A 17,625-nucleotide genomic window follows, 5' to 3' on the forward strand; every position below is an offset into this window, starting at 1 on the left:
CCAGCTTTCGCCGCATCGCCCACACCCCTCTGTCCCCAATCATTCCCTGGCCACCCTCCCCACCCTAAACCTGCCATACCCAGTATCACCCATGCCCCATCCCTCAGGCTCTCTTTAAATATTTTCAGTAAATATTGAAAGTTTGGAACATTCCATTATCTTTGTGTCGTCAAGCGTAGTCAAAATAATAAACCCGATGTTATGAACACGCTGTCATTCATCATTTATCTGCTCATTACCTGGTTTATAACAGTACATGTGGGATTGATCTTCTACCGGAACGGAAAGATCTATATCCAGAATCTGCTTCATGGCGATGAAAAATTCACCCTGTTTATAAACCGCCTGTTACTCGTTGGTTATTATCTGTTGAACCTCGGTTATGTTACCATGACCATCCGGTTCGGAAAACCGCTATACAGCTGGGCAGAAGTAATAACCAGTATTTGTACCCGTACCGGTAAGATCATGTGCATACTGGCTGTGATACATTTTTGCAATATGGCTGCCCTGCTATTGATCAGCCATTATCATCAACAACACGCTACCAATAAAAATTAAGTATATGAAAACTTCCCTGAACTTCATTGCCTACCTTATTTACCTGCCCATTGTAATTGTATTGACCTGGTATGTGGCGCACATCCTTTTCAAGAACAGTAAAACTTTTATGGAAGACATCTTCCATGGCAAAACAGACATTGCGCATTCAACCAATAAATTATTTGAAACCGGTTTTTATTTGCTTAACCTGGGTTTCGCCCTGGTGATTATGGAAGTGACCAGCGAAATTTATGGTAACCGCGATATGCTCGAAATCTTAAGTACCAAGATCGGTGGGTTCAGTATATACCTTGGCATTATGTTGTTCTTTAACCTGTACCTGTTCTTCCGGGGGAGAAGGATCTCAAAACAAAAAGCAAGGATGACAGAAATTCAATATCCTTCCCTGGGGAAATAGTACAGGTAAGACCTCATAATAAAAAGCCCCCTTTCAGCCAGTTGGCGGAGGGGGCTCTTGCATTTGCCGGCCTATAGTTATCGTACAAACATATTTTGCAGTACTGTTCGCTTTTCGCCGTTATTGATAATGATGAAATAAAGTCCCTTCTGTAAACCAGTATAATCTACAGGCAACGTATAATTGCCAGGTGCAAATATTTTGCTTGTTATGGTCTTCACCCAACGGCCATCGGCAGTATACAGGTTCACCAACACTTTCTGCCAACCCGTAACCCCGAAACGCAAATTCGAAATGCCGGTTGTTGGGTTCGGTATTATCATTGGCGCACTCTCCAGTGCGTTAGTGCCGGTAACAGGTGTTTCTGTCGCCATTCTGCTACCCGTAGCCGCACTGCATAATGCCTCGGTTGGGTTGTTGCCATTTATTTCTATCCAGTCGATATTGGCAAATTCAGAAGACACCGTGGTTTCCAGCCTGATCTTATTGGCGCCTGCTACCAAAGTAACCGGCACCCAGTCGGTAGTGGTCCAGGTGCTCCAGGTAGCCGTTTTCGGGAAGGAAACACTGGCATATACCTCAGCGCCGTTTACCAGCACCCGCGCGGTAGTAGCGCTTTGCGAACCGGCATTGGCATAACGCCAGCGGATATTATAGGTTCCGGCAGCACCAGCGCTTACAGCCCAGGTAATGCCCTGCCCGCTCGAATTGCTCAGGTTAATATAATAGCCGCCATCTGCACCCGTATACGTGTTTTGCCGGGAACCGTTTGCGCCGCAATAGCCCGTACCCGTGCCTGATTTATCGTCAATGCGCAAGGTAGTTCCACCAGTGCTGGTGGCAGTAAAGTTGGCCGTAACACTGGTATTGGCATTCATGGTAACAGTGGTTGATGTACCTGTACCACTGGCGCCGCCGCTCCAGCTGCTGAAGGTATAACCACTGGCTGGTGTTGCGGTTAAGGTAACCACGGTGCCCGCTGTATAAGTGGTAGCATCAGGACTGCGGGTAATAGTACCGCCACCGGTTGGGCTAACAGTTGTGGTTAACGTATAAGTTGTACCTGTGCTGGTAGTGAAATTGGCAGTAACCGTTTTATTACTACTCATGGTAACAGTAACAGAAGTTGATGTGCCACTGGCATCGCCGCTCCAGCCGGTAAAGGTATAACCACTGCTGGCAGCAGCAGTAAGTGTAACTACAGTACCTGATGTATAGGTTGTTGCATTGGGACTTCGGGTAACGCTTCCGGCGCCAGACGGATAAACGTTGGTGGTCAGCGAATACGTGGTAGCGGTTCCACCCGATTCAATAGCGCCCAGGTCGGGCGCATTGCCATTATAGGTGATACCGGTGGTGGTAACACCGCCATCGATGAGGTCACTGCCCGAAGCCAGATTCAGGAACCCGCCTGAAGTAGGACTGGCATTGGCGCCTGGTGTTAATGAAACAAAGTCGGCTGCGGTTACGGTAAAGGAACCACTGGCGCCCTGGAATGCATTGGGCGCTGTTGCCGTACCAACAATGCGGTCGTTTGAACCGGCCAAATAAGACAGGTTATTTTTAAACACATGGGTACCCGCGTCGAAACTGAAATTCCGTTCTGCATTATTATAAGAAGTATTATTAGTTACTTCAATGCTGCCCGGGTTGCTGTTATAAGTAAACCCATGATGGCCATTGTTGAAAGCCACGCATCTTCTTACTATATGGTTCACCGCAATGTCTTCACCCCCCAGTTTAAACCCGTTCTTGTCGCCACTGCCCGATGTAGAGCCATCGGTCAATATTCCATTGTCGTGTGAAATACAGCCTTCCAGGGTTATGGGCCCTATTGGGCCCGTATCAGTTTTCGTATACAGGTCCCAGCCATCATCTATGTTATGATGCGAAACGCAATTACGGAAAACATTACCGGTACCGCAGGTAAGCTTGGCCGCAAAACCATCGGCATTTTCATTACCCGCGTCCTTGTTATCATAGGCTTCGCAACTCAAAATAAGGTTATTGCTGGGCCACTGGCTAATGGTAGTATAAGCAGTGTTATACCGGCTAAGCTGCAAACCGGTATCCGCATTCTTTCTGAAAATACAGCTTTCAATGGTATTGTTATCACCCGACAACAGCATACCATTATCACCGGCGCTTTCAATGATCAACCCTTTTAAATGCCAGTAACTACCATCGAGCACAACACCACGGTTTGAAGAGGAAACAGCCATTGAGGCAAAACTTAAAATAGGTACTTCACTACCATAGGCAAACAAATTTTTTGGTGCGGCTGCAGTGCCGCTGTTTGATTCTGCAATAACAACTGTAGCAGTTAAACTGTAAGTACCACCCCGCATATAAATAGTGCTTCCGGCGGTTATTGTGGCCAGCGCATTTGCTAACGTAGTAGGCGCCGAAATAGAAGTACCGGAATTGGAAGCGCTTCCGGATGGTGAAACGTACAGGTCCTGGGCATATGTGCCCACATAAACAGTAAATAAGGCAAGTAAAGACAATAGCATTTTTTTCATATAACAAGCTTTAATTAAAAAATAAAAGACGTTCGTTCAGGCAAAAGAGGGCTCGCATAGTTCTTTTCAAAAACTACGTACGATTGGCTACACATTTAACAGTGGAATAAACAAAGGAGCTACCTAGCTTATGACATGCCTATTACAGGGGAGTGGTTCTAAAAAAATAATAAGCAGGCAATCGCTATTAGCCATAACGGCATCAGGTAAACGGGGTCGGATGAAAATCGAATCTGGGTAATTGTGGAAATATCTGGGGGATGGGTATATAACTAATGGAAAGTTAAAAAGAAGTGAATTATAACGAATGTGCGGGTACACATTTTTTTACGCAAACGTTCCCGGAATTGTTCTCCCTACAGTTATCTATCGTGGAACAGTAACCGTGAAACAAGAGTTTATAATTTAAAGTTTATAGATTACAATTCGCAGTTCGGGATTTTGGCTGGCAGTTTCCGGCCTGCAACCGGCGGCTCCGCCTACGCCAGGGCTTCGGCGGACCTTTAAAACTTCTTTATGTTAATATGAATGCTTTCTATTATACTGACAATGAGCGCCTCCCGCAAGAGGAACGGCAGCCTTTAACAATTAAGGATTTTATGGCACGCTTTTTCAACTACTATCTGTGTGAAATGATTCCCGATAAATCGGGACAGGTACTGATTGAAAAACCTAAAAATGTAGATTATGAAAAGGATCTTATACACAACCACAGCAGTATTAGTGAGCGCAGGTTTATTATTGGCTTCCTGTAAGGATAATAGCAGGTTGGCAACGGAGAGTATACCGGTAGCGCCGGCAACAGTTTCGGCATCGGAATATGCCGAGTTTAAAGAATGGAAACAACAACAATTGGAAAATACCTCCCGTACAACTACTACAGCAACCCGTCCGGTAATTGTACGCAAGTATTATACAGTAAATAAAGTGACGCCTGCGGTTCAACCTGTCGCCAAAAAGAAGAAAGGTTGGAGTAAAGCGGCCAAGGGAACAGCCATAGGCGCCGGTGCAGGTGCGGCGGCAGGTGCATTACTGGTTAAAAATAACCGGGCCCTCGGTGCTGTTATTGGTGGTGTTGTAGGTGGTGGCGTTGGTTATGGTGTAGGCCGGTCGATGGATAAAAAGGATGGAAGATATTAGTCTGAACTGGGATTTATGGGATGCGGGGATTTATGAGATAATGATAATAGAAGGCAATGTTCTCCGGAGGCGGCAGCCCACAATTGGCAACCGGCAGTTGGCAATCCTGAATAAATTCGCGGATTTTCAGAACTAATCACTGGTCGCCAGCGATTCACTCAAAACGAAATATGAAAAACGGCCATAAATAAACAAGCCCTCCGATTTGCCGGAGGGCTGTTTTTTATTTGGTTTAATGGACTTGCGTGTATTTACTTTAGAAGGCGTGTTTGTACTAATTTGAAAGCTATTCTTAACAGAACTTATCAAGTTTTAGGCCACCTGGCTTTGTTTAATGATCGATAACAACATATTATTCAGATCCTGAAAGGGTGCATCTTTTGCGACAAAACCGTCAGCGCCCAATTGAATTCCTTTATTAATATATATACTGCTGTCTTCCATGGAGAAGAAGATGATCTTCATGGCCGGCCATTCCTTCTTCAGGTGAATGGTGGTTTCCAATCCATCCATCACGGGCATGTTAATATCCAGCACACATACATCGGGCATTTTATTCACATGCAGCTTGTCAAGGAACTCCTGGCCATTCTCTGCTTCCATAACCACATTGTAACCCAATGAGTTAAGACGAAATTTCACACTTTCACGGATAAGGGCATTGTCATCTACAACGGCAATGGTAATAGGGAAATCTTTTTTCATAGTTACTTCATTCTTTTTTTTTCAAAAATTCCTGCTTCACGAATCGTTATTTGGTTTAGGCGGAGATATCCTTCAAAAAGGTGAGTATCCCTTTATAAGTAATACACCGGAGTGTAAAGGACGACAAAAGATTTTTTCAGAAAGGCAAAAAATGAATAGTTTTTCATTTTTTGCTAAGTATTTGCACTTAGGAATCATGTATTAAAGGTCAAATTCACGTCTATGCCCTTACGCCAACGGCCCTGATGAGTGTCTTTTCTCCAAACCGCTTTTTTACACTGTCGATGGCCTGGTACAGGTTGATCATTTCCTGGGTATCGTCGAATAAACTTATCTGGTAATTCCCCGGAATGAGGTGGGTAAACCGGATACCCAATAACCTTACCAGTAATCGCCGTTCGTATAACTTACTGAACAGTTCTTTGGCCGTTTTCAATAAAATATGATCTGCATTGGTATAGGGGATGGTAATTTGTTTGGTAAAAGTCTCAAAGTTTGAATACCGCATCTTCACGGTCACACAGCCGGTCAGCTTGTTCTGCTGCCGCAACTGGAAGGAGATCTCTTCGGTCATGCGTACCAGCTGACTATGCAGGAACTCTGTATCAATGGTATCGGTTTGAAAAGTGGTTTCTGTAGAAATGGATTTCTGTTCATAATAAGGGACCACCGGCGTTTCATCGATGCCGTTCGATTTCCGCCACAGATCGATGCCCGGCTTGCCCAGTAAATTCTCCATCATTTCAACCGGAATTTCACTTAGTACTTTTACCGTCTCCACGCCCATCTTCAACAGCTTGTACCCGGTTTCCTTACCAATGCCCGGTATCTTGATAATACTTAACGGCGCCAGAAAGCTCTTTTCATTTCCAAAGGGGATCTCCAGCTGCCCGTTTGGCTTTACTTCATTGGTGGCCACCTTGCTCACCAGTTTATTGGAGGCCAGCCCCCAGGAAATGGGCAACCCGCTTTCTTTATTGATCCTTTTCTTTAATTGTTCGGTGAATTGCAGGCAACCGAAAAACTTATCCATTCCGGTAAGATCAATATAGAATTCATCGATGCTTGCTTTTTCAAACAACGGTACCGTATCTTTTATCACCTCTGTAACCAGGCGCGAATATTTGCTGTAGGTTTCAAAATCACTTTTAATGATAACCGCATCCGGGCACAACCGGCGGGCGATCTTCATGGGCATGGCGCTGTGAACGCCAAATTTGCGCGCCTCATAACTACAGGCGGCCACTACGCCCCTGTCGCTACCGCCACCTACCAGTAATGGTTTACCGCGCAGCCGGGGATTTCGCAAAGTTTCTACCGACACAAAAAAAGCATCCAGGTCAAAATGCGCTATATGTCTGTCCTTTGTTATAAGCATGGTTTGCTATTTAATAGTATCGTAACTGCGTTTCTTAAATCCCACCTTTTCCATTTTGCGCGCTTCAATACTATACACGCCAAAATCATCCACTACCCTGCCGGTTACTTTATAAAAGCCGCCGCTGTGCATGGGATAGGTGCGGGCCGCATCGGGAAAATGAACGGTATCAACCCAATCAAGGTCTTTATCAATAAAAGTTCCGAAGAACATGTAATCATTATTCTTTGTTTGCACATGCTTACTGGCAATGAAGTAAACAAGTACCGTAATTACTTTATGCAGGTGATTGCCTATTTCCCGGGCAGGAATGTATTGGCCGGGGTCTTCATCAACCATGGCAAAGGGGTTCCATAAAGTAAACCCCAGGATCTCCTTCTGATCATACAGATCATCGATGGCATTGTCAGTTAGCTCGGGCAGGGTGAATTCAACCGGTCTTTCTTCAAACAAAGACTCGCTGACGGGAATATGCGCCTTATTTTTTTTCTGCAGAAAATTGGCTTCCCACAATAATTGCTTTTTTGTTTTACCGGTAAACCGGAAGGCGCCAATGCTCACCAGCATGTTCAACTGCTCTAACCCGATGGCCGTGCGCTCAATAAAATCCTGCAAATGCAAAAACAGGCCGCCCGCTTTCCGTTCTTCCACGATCAGTTGCATCGTTTTATCCTGTAGCGCCTTGATATGAATAAAACCGGTATGTACTTCATCACCTTTTATACTGGTATAGATATCGCTGTTGTTTACACAGGGCGCATTGATAATACCGCCGGCCTTCATTAATTCAATAAAATATAATTCGGTTGAATAAAAGCCGCCGAAATTATTGATCACGGCCACCATAAATTCTTTGGGGAAGAAGGTCTTTAAATACAGGCTCATATAGCTTTCCACTGCAAAGCTGGCCGAATGCGCTTTATTAAAACTATACCCGGCAAAGCTTTCCATTTGCCGCCATACTTCATGTGCCAGCTCATCGGAATGCCCCAGTTCACGGCAATTGGCGAGGTATTTTTCCTTAATAAGCCTGAACTTGTTATTCCCCCGGTATTTTCCGCTCATGGCGCGGCGCAGGATATCTGCTTCGCCCAATGACAAACCGGCGAAATAATGCGCGATCTTGATCACATCTTCCTGGAACACCATTACCCCAAAGGTTTCGCTCAGGTGCTCCTCAAAAAGCGGATGCAGGTATACGATCTTATCGCGGTTGTGGAACCGGGTTATATACTCGCGCATCATGCCCGACTGGGCCACCCCCGGCCTTATGATGGAGCTGGCCGCCACCAGCGTAATGTAGTCATCGCACCGGAGCTTTTTCAGCAATTGCCGCATGGCCGGCGATTCTATATAAAAGCATCCAATGGTTTGCGCCTCCCTGATCTGTTTTTTGATGGCCGTATTATGCCTGAAATTGTGGAAGTCATGAATATTTACATCTATTCCCTTATTGGCTTTTATTAACCGCAGGCTTTCCTTTATATGTCCCAACCCCCGCTGGCTCAGGATATCAAATTTATTGATACCAATGTTCTCTGCAACAAACATATCCATTTGGGTGGTGGCAAATCCCTTGGGTGGCATAAACAGTGCGGCATATTCATAGATCGGTTTCTCTGTAACCAGCATGCCGCAAGGGTGAATGGAAATATTATTCGGAAAATTCTTCAACAACCTGCCATATTGCAGTATGGTGCGCTGGATCTTATCAGTGGCTTCTGTAGCCCGTTGCAGGCTTTTTATTTCATCAACCGGCAAACCAAACACTTTACCCAGCTCCATAATAATGGCATCATGCTGAAAAGTGGTATAAGAACCCAGCAGGGCAACATGTTTTTTTCCATACCGCTTGAAAATATAATCCATGATGTCGTCCCGGTCGGTCCAGCTGAAGTCGATATCAAAGTCGGGTGGAGAAGTTCTTTCAGGATTCAGGAACCGTTCAAAATAAAGGTTCAGCTCAATTGGGTCAACATCGGTGATGCGCAGGCAATAGGCTACAATGGAATTGGCCCCGCTCCCCCGCCCTACATAATAAAATCCGCGCGACTGGGCATAGCGTATTACATCCCAGTTGATCAGAAAATATGAATTAAATCCCAGGTCATTGATGATCTTTAACTCTTTATACATCCGTTCCTGGGCCTGCTTATTCTTACGGCCATAGCGGGCTATCAATCCTTCCGTAGCCAGTTTCTCCAATAGTATTCTGTCGTCCTCAGGCGTGGCGCTAAAACTTTTTTTGTTTTTATCGGTACGAAAATCCATTGCAATGCGGCAATCATCGAGCAGTTTGTACGTATTGGTTACAATGGCGGGAAACTGCCTGAACTGTTCAAGCAGCGCTGAGGGGGAAATAAAGGTTTCATCGGGCGAAGCCTGGGTTTCGGCAGGAAGCTTCGACAGTAAGGTATTTTTATCAATTGCCCGCAACAACCGGTGCAAATTGTAATACTGTTTATTCTGAAAGGTTACCGGTTGCCGAACAAGATACTTGTGTTCGAATTGCTTCCAGCTGGTCCCAAACAGTTTATTCAGTTCTGTAGCCAGGATGCCAATGTATTCACCAGCCAACAGATCAGCGGGAGCTTTTCGATCGAAGGGATAAATAATATATACATCAGGGTTATGTTGAAAATAAGTGGCATATTCAGGAAAGTTTTTTTTGAGCTGAAAATGACAGGATAAAAATTCATTGATGGCGGCAAACCCCTGGTTATTTCTTGCCAGCAGTATATAAAGCAGCGTATCTTCATTCCTGATCTCAACGCCAATAACCGGTTTAATATCTTTTTGTTGGCAAAAATTCACAAAGTCCCAGCAATCGCAGGTACAATTAATGTTTGTTAAAGCCAATACCCCAATGCCTTGTGCTGCAGCGGTGTTTACCAGTTCTTCAGTAGAATAAGTGCCGTATCGCAAACTGAAATATGTTCTGCAATTTAAGTACATAATGCCCCGTTGCTTTAGGGCAAAGCTACTCAGTTTACTAACTATTTTAGCATTACAAGACTAATTATATTAGTATATAAAATCTAATTTGTACTATGCAATACAACCATAAAGCAATGATCAACTCTCTATAAATGAAGCGGGTATTGTGTTGCAGGAAAGAGCGCTATTATTGCTGAAGAGTAACATTTGTAACTAAGATTGTTACGGGGGCGACTGAAAAAAGTACGATCTGTACTTTGAAAGGGGCTTTCTTCTTGGTATTGGCTCACGGATTCTAAAAAAACGAAGTAAGAAGTAGGAAGTATGAAGAACCCGATAAGGGTAGTCTCTAATTATTTTCAACTGTATTTCCTACTTCTTACCTTTACCTCCTACTTTCTCATGGCTATACACACAAATGAATACACCTATCTTAATTGGTCTCTGTGTACTTCTTAAAATTATCCAAAATCGCCTGCCAGCCGCCCTGTTGCATTTCAATAGAATGCGTGTTCTCGGCATCAAAAGTTTCCACCACTTTGGTCTCATTTCCACTGCCTGAAAAGGTAACCACCACTTTGCGGCCGTCGCCCATTGTATATTCGATGAGCTCATTTTTCTTTACTTCGTCATACACACCGCCAAAATCAAACCCAAAACTGCCGTCTTTGGCTTCCATTCGGGTCGAAAATTTACCGCCAACTGTTAAATCATTCTCTGCTTTGGGTGCATGCCAGTCGTCAGAAGCGGCACACCACTGTGTAATATGCTCAGGTAATGACCAGAAATTCCAAACTTTTTCAACCGGAGCATTAATAGTGCTTTGTACTGTGATCTTTGTTACATTAGTTGTTGACATTTTTCTCTTTTTTTATTGGTTAAGTATGTTATTCGATTGACAGGACAAACTTACCGCCAATTTTCAATTTCCATGCTGTGTAAATGAGACAAAGAAGGGGTGATTTGTGACTTGTTGTGTTTGCCCCACACGCATGGCGCTATTTATTGAAAACTCCGGCAATTTAGCCTGTTCAGCCTACAACCACCCATTAATAAATATAACGATTGCAATATGTCTCTTACTCACTTACCTCAATGCAGCTGTGCTAATTGTCATGATCACGAGATAAGCCGTGCAGAAAAAGACCTGCATATTGAACTGTCTGAAAACAGCCGCCGTGATTTTATAAAGAAAGCAGGCCGCCTGGGCCTTGGCCTGGGTATAGGGGGCGGACTGGTAACTACCCCGCTGGCGGCGGCTGCCCTACATACTGATGAAGCGGCTTATAAGGCGCAGCAAATGCAGCAAAACAAAGCCGTACAAAATGGCAAGGCCAACCTGTTGTCTTTATTACATACGGCCGATATACATTCACAACTCATGACGCACGATGAGTTCTTTATTGAGCAGGGCAAACCGGTTTATAAAAAGCGGGGCGGGCTGGCCCATCTCAAAACAATGATAAACGCCTTGCGAAATCAAAATGCGGCCAATACCCTGGTATTAGACGGCGGCGACTGCTTTCAGGGAAGCGGTATTGCAGCCCTGAGTGAAGGCAGGGCCATTGTACCCCTGATGAACAATATCGGGTATGATATTATGCTGCCCGGTAACTGGGAAGTAGTGTATGGAAAGGAAATGATGATGAAAGATATGTTTGGTTATGATGCAGTGAAAGTATGCGCCAATATGTATCATGATACCAATGATGACATGAAGGGCGACCTTATTTTTCCGCCTTATTTCGTAAAACATATTGCCGGCATCAAAGTGGGGTTTATCGGTTATAATGATCCGTTAACTCCCAAACGGCAATCGCCCGCTTATTGTGATGGCATAAAATTCACTGCACCTGAAACCAATGTTGCAAAGTATATTAAGATCTTAAAGGAATACGAAAATTGCCAGCTGGTATTCCTGATGACCCATATGGGCCTGGCGCAACAATTCGGCTTATCGAATAAGAGCGAAATAAAAGGAGTTGATTACATCCTCGGCGCCGATACGCATGAACGGCTTCGCCAACCGGTACAGGGCCAATATGCAAAAGTAACGGAGCCCGGCGCGTTCGGTTCCTTTATTGCCAAACTCGATATCGTTGTTGAAAATGGCATTATAAAAGACCACACCTATCAGTTGTTGGATGTTGATCCGCAGAAATACAAAGCAGACGGGGAAATGAAGCAGTTGATCAATAAAGCCAGCGAGCCTTATAAAAAAGAGCTGAGCCGGGTGATCGGCCAATCAAAAAATCCATTGATCAGGTATTATGTTATTGAAACCCCGATGGATAATTTTATCACCGATGCCATTATGTGGAAGTTCAAACCCGATATAGCGCTCAGCAATGGGTTTCGTTTTTGTCCGCCCCTGATCCCCAACCCTGCAACCGGTATGGCAGAAATTACGGTTGATTATTTATGGAGCATGTTACCCGTAGACAGTGAAGCAAAAAAAGGTACCATTACCGGCCAGCAATTATGGACCTGGATGGAAACCGAACTGGAAAATGCATTTGCCAAAGATCCGGCCAAACGGTTGGGTGGCTGGGTGGTGCGCTTTAAAGGAATGGAAGTAAATTTTACATTAGGGAATGAGGCCGGGAAAAGGGTCAATTATATTAAAGTGGGTGGAAAGCCGGTTGAACCGAACCGGGAATACACCTTTGTAGCCTGTGAGCGGGAAGGCGACCCCGACACCACTATTTGCCGCATGCAGGGCGTCAGGAGCCCGCATTTAATGGGAGAAACCATGCACAAGGTGATTGAGGAATACCTGGCGCAGCACTCGCCTATTGCGCCTGTTATAGAAGGACGATGTACCGCCACTGATGCTCCGGCCAACCTGCTTACCCAGGTAATGGGCCTGGGATATGAATTCAGATAAAAAAGTGGGTCGTCTGCGGGCCGGCGAAAGGCTTAACCTTAAACGTTTAGTGCAAAAAAAGATGGGTCCGCCCTTAAAGAGCGACCCACTTTTGTAAAATATTTTATACAACGATTAACTGGCTTTGCCTGATTGTTTTTTCAGGAATTGGGCCAGGGCCTTGATACTGTCTGAATCAATATAATCAACACCCAGTTCAATCACTTTCGACCAGGCATCATCAAAATCAGGCACGTTCCATAAACGAACTTCCTTGCCTAATCCATGCGCCTTGGTAATTAATTTCTGCAGTTTTTCGAAAACATTTTCGGGAATTGGACCGGTTCCTTTCCAGGTTGAATAGGTAACAAAGTTATCGCTGAGCATAATGATACGGCTCAATGCATCTTTTGAATACCGGGTGCTTAACAAACCATCGAACACTACAAAAGAAGGAAAAGAGATATAGCTGGAAGGATCGGGTTTGTTACCACTGATCAATACCTTGAACTTGGGTGTATGAATAAGCTCAGGGTATTTTTGTAATATATCTACTATTTTATTTAAAGTTGGAATGGCTTCAGATTTAATATCCAGCATCAATATCAGTTTGCGGGAAGTATCTGCATATGGATAGCCTTTATTGGCCTGAATGTATCCCTGAATTGGCTTCAGGTACAGTTCTTCCAGTGTACGGTGTTGCGGAACATCTCTTTCAGTGTGTGCCACGAGCAGCTCATCATTCGCTAATATCACATCTGCTTCAACGCTACCAAACTGCAGGTTGTAGGCAGAAAACAAAGGCGCCGACTGCTGGTAATCGTTGTGCGAATGCGCATTGGCTGTTGAATACGTTTTAGGTTGAGCAAAGGCCGCTGTGTAAGAAAAAGCAACTAATAACAATAACTTTCGCATAAAATTGGATTCGATCTTTTTTGCAGGTTTAAATAAATGATCATCTGGCAATTCGGATACATCCTGCAATCGGAGTAAAATGACTGGAATGCGTGCAAAATACAAATTTAAATGTCATTTTCACACCTATCTACAAAAACAATACCTGTTTATAGAAAAGTACTATATCATAAGCAGGTTTTCTGTAATTGAAAAAATTAAACGAAAACAAGTAAAATATATTGCTGAAAAATATGCACTATACCCATTGCCGCTAATAAAATGTTTGAAAAACAATAATTAATGCATGCAACCTGATAACAAAAAATTCCGTCGTGCAACATCATTATCAATAGCGGTCAACAACAGCCATTGATCCATTATGTAATTGTGATCTTTCTAAACGTATTATTAATTACTGATGGTACCGAGGTATACGCTCATTGACTGCCGGCTTCGGTCGGCCGCAACAAATGCAACGTATATGTGATAAGTTCTTTCAGGATCAGCTGGAGGAATGAATAGATTGTCGATTCCTGCATACCTCAACTGTCCGGTGATTTTATATGCTGCCACGCCATTGTCAATATCATAAGCCAGGATCATTACCTGGTCGGCAGCATCGTCGGCCTTCTGATCGCACGCATCCCAGGAAACCTGTAATTCATCAGGGGCTGTTTTTACTGTGGTTATATTAGTGGGTAAAGGCAGGTCTCCATAGCTTACTTTCATCAATGCAGGATTGATTTTCATTTCAGCACCTTCGCCTTCAAAAGCATTTTTTAACAGGTATGACTTTGCTGCCAGAAAACCTTCAACCGTATCGGTATAACCCTTATAACCGGCCCTCACGAAATCTGTAACCGGCTGCAGCCACCGGTGCGCCATGGCGAATTTGTTACGGTTGAGTTGCTCCATTTTATGCGCTGGTATAGTACGCTTTTTATGCAGCGACTTCATATAGGGTTTTCCTTTCCTGGATGACCCTATCACCGTTCCCACCTTGCCCCTGAAGGCCCCATTTATGCCATTATAATAAGTAGCCATACATGTTATAGTTTAATGATTAAATGATTAGTAACACAATATAAATTAGTTTCATACAGATACAAAATAAAAATATACATAACGTACATGAAACACATATAAAACACAGCAAATGCCTGGGTTTGGTCTGGGTTTGATGTGCGTTAGCTCTATGTTTGGTCTGTGTTTTTATAAAGAAAGAACAAACCAAATTAGTGTTCAGTCCCCAGGAAGGCTTCTGTGCGCCCTGGCTACCTTGCCCACCTGGCAACCCCATACAAAGAAAAAGGCGACCCAAACGCAGTGCGTGGTGGTCGCCGTAGTTTTCATGGACAGGTACAGGTTTCAAGCCTTAACCAATGATCATTCACCGATGACTATACTTTCCCAGGGGACTGTTTGGAAAGGGTACAATTTAAAAGGGTACGATCTATAAGGGTTTTTCAATTGTCTAATAACTGCGCAAGCCGGGCGTAAAAAGCCTCGCCACTATTACCATTACCCACAAACCTGCCGATAATATTACCATCTTTATCGAGCAATATTTTTGTGGGAAATGCAGTAACACTGTATTCTTTCACCGCATCAAATTTCACTGCGTTCTCATTATTCAACACCTGTAACCAGGTTATTCCATCTTGTGCAATGGCGTTTTTCCAGGCTGCAATGCAATCTTCTTTTGTTTTGGCGTGCTCTGAAGCAATACCCACTATTTCAAATCCCTTGTCTTTGTATTTCGCGTATAACTCTTTCAGATGCGGATGACTTGCCCGGCATGGCCTGCACCAGCTACCCCAGAAATCAAGCAACACATAACGGCCTTTCAGCGCATTTAAATCAACATTTTTCACCGCCGCAAAAGCGGTGAGTTTTGCTTTATAATAGCTATGCACCGAATCGGTGAGGTGATTGAAATAAGCCTCGCCGCCTGGTATTTTACTGCTGGCGTCCTTGATATCGGCAAGTACCTTTTCTGAGGTTTCTTCGCCGGTTAAATACATGCGGGCCAACACAGCAACGGCTTCTTTCGATTGGCCGGTTGCAGCCAGCGCCATGCCATATGTGTATGCAAGATTATCAGTAAGCTTATAATCTTCCGGTTTGGTCATTATACGTGTTGTTACATCGGAAGGAAATTGCTGACCATTTGCTTTGTACAGGGGCTGTAGGTAATAAACAATTCTATCATTCTTGCCCAATACCTGCAGGCATTTTACATACACAGGCATCAGGGTGTTATACGTGTCTTTGCCAGTGCTGTCTTTTTTGAAAGCGTTGCTAACACTATCGACCATAGGGCGCAATTTAGATTCCACTACGCCTGCATATGCTTTTTCATCCTGGCTCAGTAAATAGCTACCTATTTTTATTCCAGCCCCAACCTTTCCTTCTGCCGTGCGTAATTGCTGAAGCCAGTTCAACCCGGCTGCTTTATCATTAGCTTTAAAATAGGTCAGTGCTATTTCAGAACGCAACATATCGTATGCCTCGGCTAATTTTCCCGAACGGGCAGTGTCGGGAAATTGTTTTAACCAGGTTTCTGTGAACGCTATTTTTTTCTCTACCGGCGCCAGAAAGAATTTCGCGGCAACGATCTCATGCATCAGGGGCCGGTCGGTGGTATCTGTTTGCGCCCACCCGGTTATCGAAAAGCCAATACAAATTAAAACACCAATCAGTTTGTTCATATAATTCATCATTATAAGAGTTACGGATTATTTTCCATACCCGGGTTTTGCGCTATTACGGCCGAGGGCAACTGCAGGGTGAACCGTTCGGGCCGCAAAGTATACGTTGCACTTACCATACCTGTTGGGCTGTATAATGTATGAGTATAGGTATTTGAGGAAAACAGCGGGTCAACCGACAATCTTCTCATATCGAACCAGCGGTAACCCTGCAGAGCAAATTCCCTGAGCCTTTCGTTCAGCACGAACTGTATCAGCTGCAATTGCGTCATTCCAACAGGAATGGCGTTCGCATCTGTGGCGCTCATTCTTTTTACCCGCAGGGTTTTGAGGCTGGCAATAGCTGTAGTAGTGTCTCCCAACCGGGCGGCCACTTCGGCCCGCAACAGGTACAGTTCGGGAATGGTCATGCCATTCAGTAATGCCGAAGGTCCGTTACGGCGAAGTGCACCCGATAATGGATAAGCGGTAGTAACACCGAATGGTTTAGTGGTAAAATAGTTCAGCCGTTTATCGGAGGTTGTATACAATTGAGCCGCCTGCGGACTCATTGTATATTCATTGGCGCTAACGGCCCATGACATGGGAGTAACCTGGCGGCAGACTATATTCTCTGTATAATAGGCCGGAACAGGCGTACCACTGAAAGATCCTGAAGCGTAGGAGGTAGCATTCCAACCCCAGGTACCAGCAGGGATCATGGTAACATTGAAATCGTACAATGCCATATTAGTAAGGGTTGTCCCTGCGCCGGTAGTGGCCAGGTCGGTAAGCGCCGCTTCCAGGTAAGGTTTGGCCGCATCAAATTTGCCCATAAAAACATACACTTTACCGAGCAATAATTCAGCGGCCGTTTTACCAAACCTGATACGAGTACGGATGGTCACGGGAAGGTTGGGGATTGATTCGGTTAGGTCACTCAAAATAAAATCATATACTTCCTGCACCGAGGCGCGCGTAAACTTTGTTTCTGTTACATCTGCTGCAGTTACGATCGGGTAGCCGGGGTCGGTAGCGGCGGTAGCGGCATTGTACGGCTTGCCATACATATTGATCAAATTAAAATAGGTCCATGCCCGGTTGACCCTGGCTTCCGCCAAAAGCGCTTTCTTATCGGCTTCTGTACCATCTGTTGAAGACATTACTTCATTGATGATCTTGTTATAGGTATACAAACTGGCCATTAAGGTTGACATTTCATTGGCAAAAAAGCCATCATCATAAATTACATCGTCCCAACGGAAAAGACGCTGGCTACGGGTTGATGCACTGGAAAAATAATTATCAAAAGCAATCACTTCATCGCCCATGGGCACACCCACATCAACACTATTAGCAGACAATCCTGACGAACTCAACAGCAGATCATAATCAGCGGTAGCCTGCACAATCACTTTGCCTTTAGGTTTAATATCCAAAAAACTCTTGCTGCACGATACCACGCCCGATACAGCCAGTACACAAAGGGTGGTTTTATATATGTTTACAATACTTGTTTTCATGTCGTA

General features: G+C 44.4%; 13 protein-coding genes. 4 read left to right on the forward strand and 9 right to left on the reverse strand.

Going from position 1 to position 17,625, the window contains the following annotated elements; all coding sequences use genetic code 11:
• Positions 1-201 precede the first annotated feature (201 nt).
• Positions 202-561 carry a hypothetical protein gene (locus tag A3860_RS07885; protein WP_081146009.1) on the forward strand — a complete coding sequence of 120 codons (360 nt, stop codon included), beginning with the start codon at positions 202-204 and terminating at the stop codon, positions 559-561.
• Between the two features lie 4 nt (positions 562-565).
• The gene (locus A3860_RS07890) at positions 566-961 is read left to right on the forward strand and encodes a hypothetical protein (protein WP_081146010.1); all 396 of its coding nucleotides are present in this window, start codon (positions 566-568) and stop codon (positions 959-961) included.
• A gap of 77 nt (positions 962-1,038) precedes the next feature.
• Here A3860_RS07890 and A3860_RS07895 read toward each other — a convergent pair whose 3' ends face one another.
• The gene (locus A3860_RS07895) at positions 1,039-3,483 is read right to left on the reverse strand and encodes an InlB B-repeat-containing protein (protein WP_081146011.1); all 2,445 of its coding nucleotides are present in this window, start codon (positions 3,481-3,483) and stop codon (positions 1,039-1,041) included.
• A 687-nt stretch (positions 3,484-4,170) separates the two neighbouring features.
• Here A3860_RS07895 and A3860_RS07900 point away from each other — a divergent pair.
• On the forward strand, positions 4,171-4,623 hold the full coding sequence (locus A3860_RS07900) for a glycine zipper domain-containing protein (RefSeq protein ID WP_081146012.1): 453 nt from the start codon (positions 4,171-4,173) through the stop codon (positions 4,621-4,623).
• Positions 4,624-4,935: 312 nt separating this feature from the next.
• Here the strand turns inward: A3860_RS07900 and A3860_RS07905 are convergent, their stop codons facing one another.
• From A3860_RS07905 to A3860_RS07920, 4 genes are all read right to left on the reverse strand, one after another.
• Complete coding sequence (locus A3860_RS07905; protein WP_081146013.1) at positions 4,936-5,328, reverse strand: response regulator; 393 nt, start codon at positions 5,326-5,328, stop codon at positions 4,936-4,938.
• A gap of 220 nt (positions 5,329-5,548) precedes the next feature.
• The gene (gene dinB / locus A3860_RS07910; RefSeq protein ID WP_081146014.1) at positions 5,549-6,706 is read right to left on the reverse strand and encodes a DNA polymerase IV; all 1,158 of its coding nucleotides are present in this window, start codon (positions 6,704-6,706) and stop codon (positions 5,549-5,551) included.
• Positions 6,707-6,712: 6 nt separating this feature from the next.
• A complete protein-coding gene (locus A3860_RS07915; RefSeq protein WP_081146015.1) occupies positions 6,713-9,661 on the reverse strand; it encodes a DNA polymerase III subunit alpha in 2,949 nt (982 codons plus the stop codon).
• Between the two features lie 415 nt (positions 9,662-10,076).
• Positions 10,077-10,502 (reverse strand): SRPBCC family protein, encoded by a 426-nt coding sequence (locus tag A3860_RS07920; protein ID WP_081146016.1) that lies wholly within the window; start codon positions 10,500-10,502, stop codon positions 10,077-10,079.
• Between the two features lie 213 nt (positions 10,503-10,715).
• Between A3860_RS07920 and A3860_RS07925 the strand changes: the two genes are divergently transcribed.
• Positions 10,716-12,530: a bifunctional metallophosphatase/5'-nucleotidase gene (locus tag A3860_RS07925; RefSeq protein WP_081146017.1), complete on the forward strand. Its 1,815-nt coding sequence runs from the start codon at positions 10,716-10,718 to the stop codon at positions 12,528-12,530.
• 114 nt (positions 12,531-12,644) lie between these two features.
• On the opposite strand, the gene A3860_RS07930 is transcribed toward A3860_RS07925, so the two are convergent.
• The 4 genes from A3860_RS07930 to A3860_RS07955 all read right to left on the reverse strand — a co-directional run bounded on the left by A3860_RS07930 (position 12,645) and on the right by A3860_RS07955 (position 17,619).
• Positions 12,645-13,424 carry a PI-PLC domain-containing protein gene (locus A3860_RS07930; protein ID WP_081146018.1) on the reverse strand — a complete coding sequence of 260 codons (780 nt, stop codon included), beginning with the start codon at positions 13,422-13,424 and terminating at the stop codon, positions 12,645-12,647.
• Positions 13,425-13,814: 390 nt separating this feature from the next.
• Positions 13,815-14,450: a DUF6266 family protein gene (locus A3860_RS07940; RefSeq protein WP_081146020.1), complete on the reverse strand. Its 636-nt coding sequence runs from the start codon at positions 14,448-14,450 to the stop codon at positions 13,815-13,817.
• A 422-nt stretch (positions 14,451-14,872) separates the two neighbouring features.
• Positions 14,873-16,117: a TlpA family protein disulfide reductase gene (locus A3860_RS07950; RefSeq protein ID WP_158085166.1), complete on the reverse strand. Its 1,245-nt coding sequence runs from the start codon at positions 16,115-16,117 to the stop codon at positions 14,873-14,875.
• Between the two features lie 20 nt (positions 16,118-16,137).
• Positions 16,138-17,619: a RagB/SusD family nutrient uptake outer membrane protein gene (locus tag A3860_RS07955; RefSeq protein WP_081146023.1), complete on the reverse strand. Its 1,482-nt coding sequence runs from the start codon at positions 17,617-17,619 to the stop codon at positions 16,138-16,140.
• Positions 17,620-17,625: the final 6 nt, after the last annotated feature.

Source organism: Niastella vici (assembly GCF_002077945.1).
GTDB classification, from domain to species: Bacteria; Bacteroidota; Bacteroidia; order Chitinophagales; family Chitinophagaceae; genus Niastella; species Niastella vici.

Excerpts from the sequence above, each read along its gene's own strand:
- A3860_RS07890 (WP_081146010.1), top strand. The coding sequence starts at position 566 with ATGAAAACTTCCCTGAACTTCATTGCCTACCTTATTTACCTGCCCATT.
- A3860_RS07905 (WP_081146013.1), bottom strand. The coding sequence starts at position 5,328 with ATGAAAAAAGATTTCCCTATTACCATTGCCGTTGTAGATGACAATGCC.
- A3860_RS07885 (WP_081146009.1), top strand. The coding sequence starts at position 202 with ATGAACACGCTGTCATTCATCATTTATCTGCTCATTACCTGGTTTATA.
- A3860_RS07900 (WP_081146012.1), top strand. The coding sequence starts at position 4,171 with ATGAAAAGGATCTTATACACAACCACAGCAGTATTAGTGAGCGCAGGT.
- A3860_RS07955 (WP_081146023.1), bottom strand. The coding sequence starts at position 17,619 with ATGAAAACAAGTATTGTAAACATATATAAAACCACCCTTTGTGTACTG.
- A3860_RS07925 (WP_081146017.1), top strand. The coding sequence starts at position 10,716 with ATGTCTCTTACTCACTTACCTCAATGCAGCTGTGCTAATTGTCATGAT.
- dinB (WP_081146014.1), bottom strand. The coding sequence starts at position 6,706 with ATGCTTATAACAAAGGACAGACATATAGCGCATTTTGACCTGGATGCT.
- A3860_RS07915 (WP_081146015.1), bottom strand. The coding sequence starts at position 9,661 with ATGTACTTAAATTGCAGAACATATTTCAGTTTGCGATACGGCACTTAT.
- A3860_RS07895 (WP_081146011.1), bottom strand. The coding sequence starts at position 3,483 with ATGAAAAAAATGCTATTGTCTTTACTTGCCTTATTTACTGTTTATGTG.
- A3860_RS07940 (WP_081146020.1), bottom strand. The coding sequence starts at position 14,450 with ATGGCTACTTATTATAATGGCATAAATGGGGCCTTCAGGGGCAAGGTG.
- A3860_RS07950 (WP_158085166.1), bottom strand. The coding sequence starts at position 16,117 with ATGAACAAACTGATTGGTGTTTTAATTTGTATTGGCTTTTCGATAACC.
- A3860_RS07930 (WP_081146018.1), bottom strand. The coding sequence starts at position 13,424 with ATGCGAAAGTTATTGTTATTAGTTGCTTTTTCTTACACAGCGGCCTTT.
- A3860_RS07920 (WP_081146016.1), bottom strand. The coding sequence starts at position 10,502 with ATGTCAACAACTAATGTAACAAAGATCACAGTACAAAGCACTATTAAT.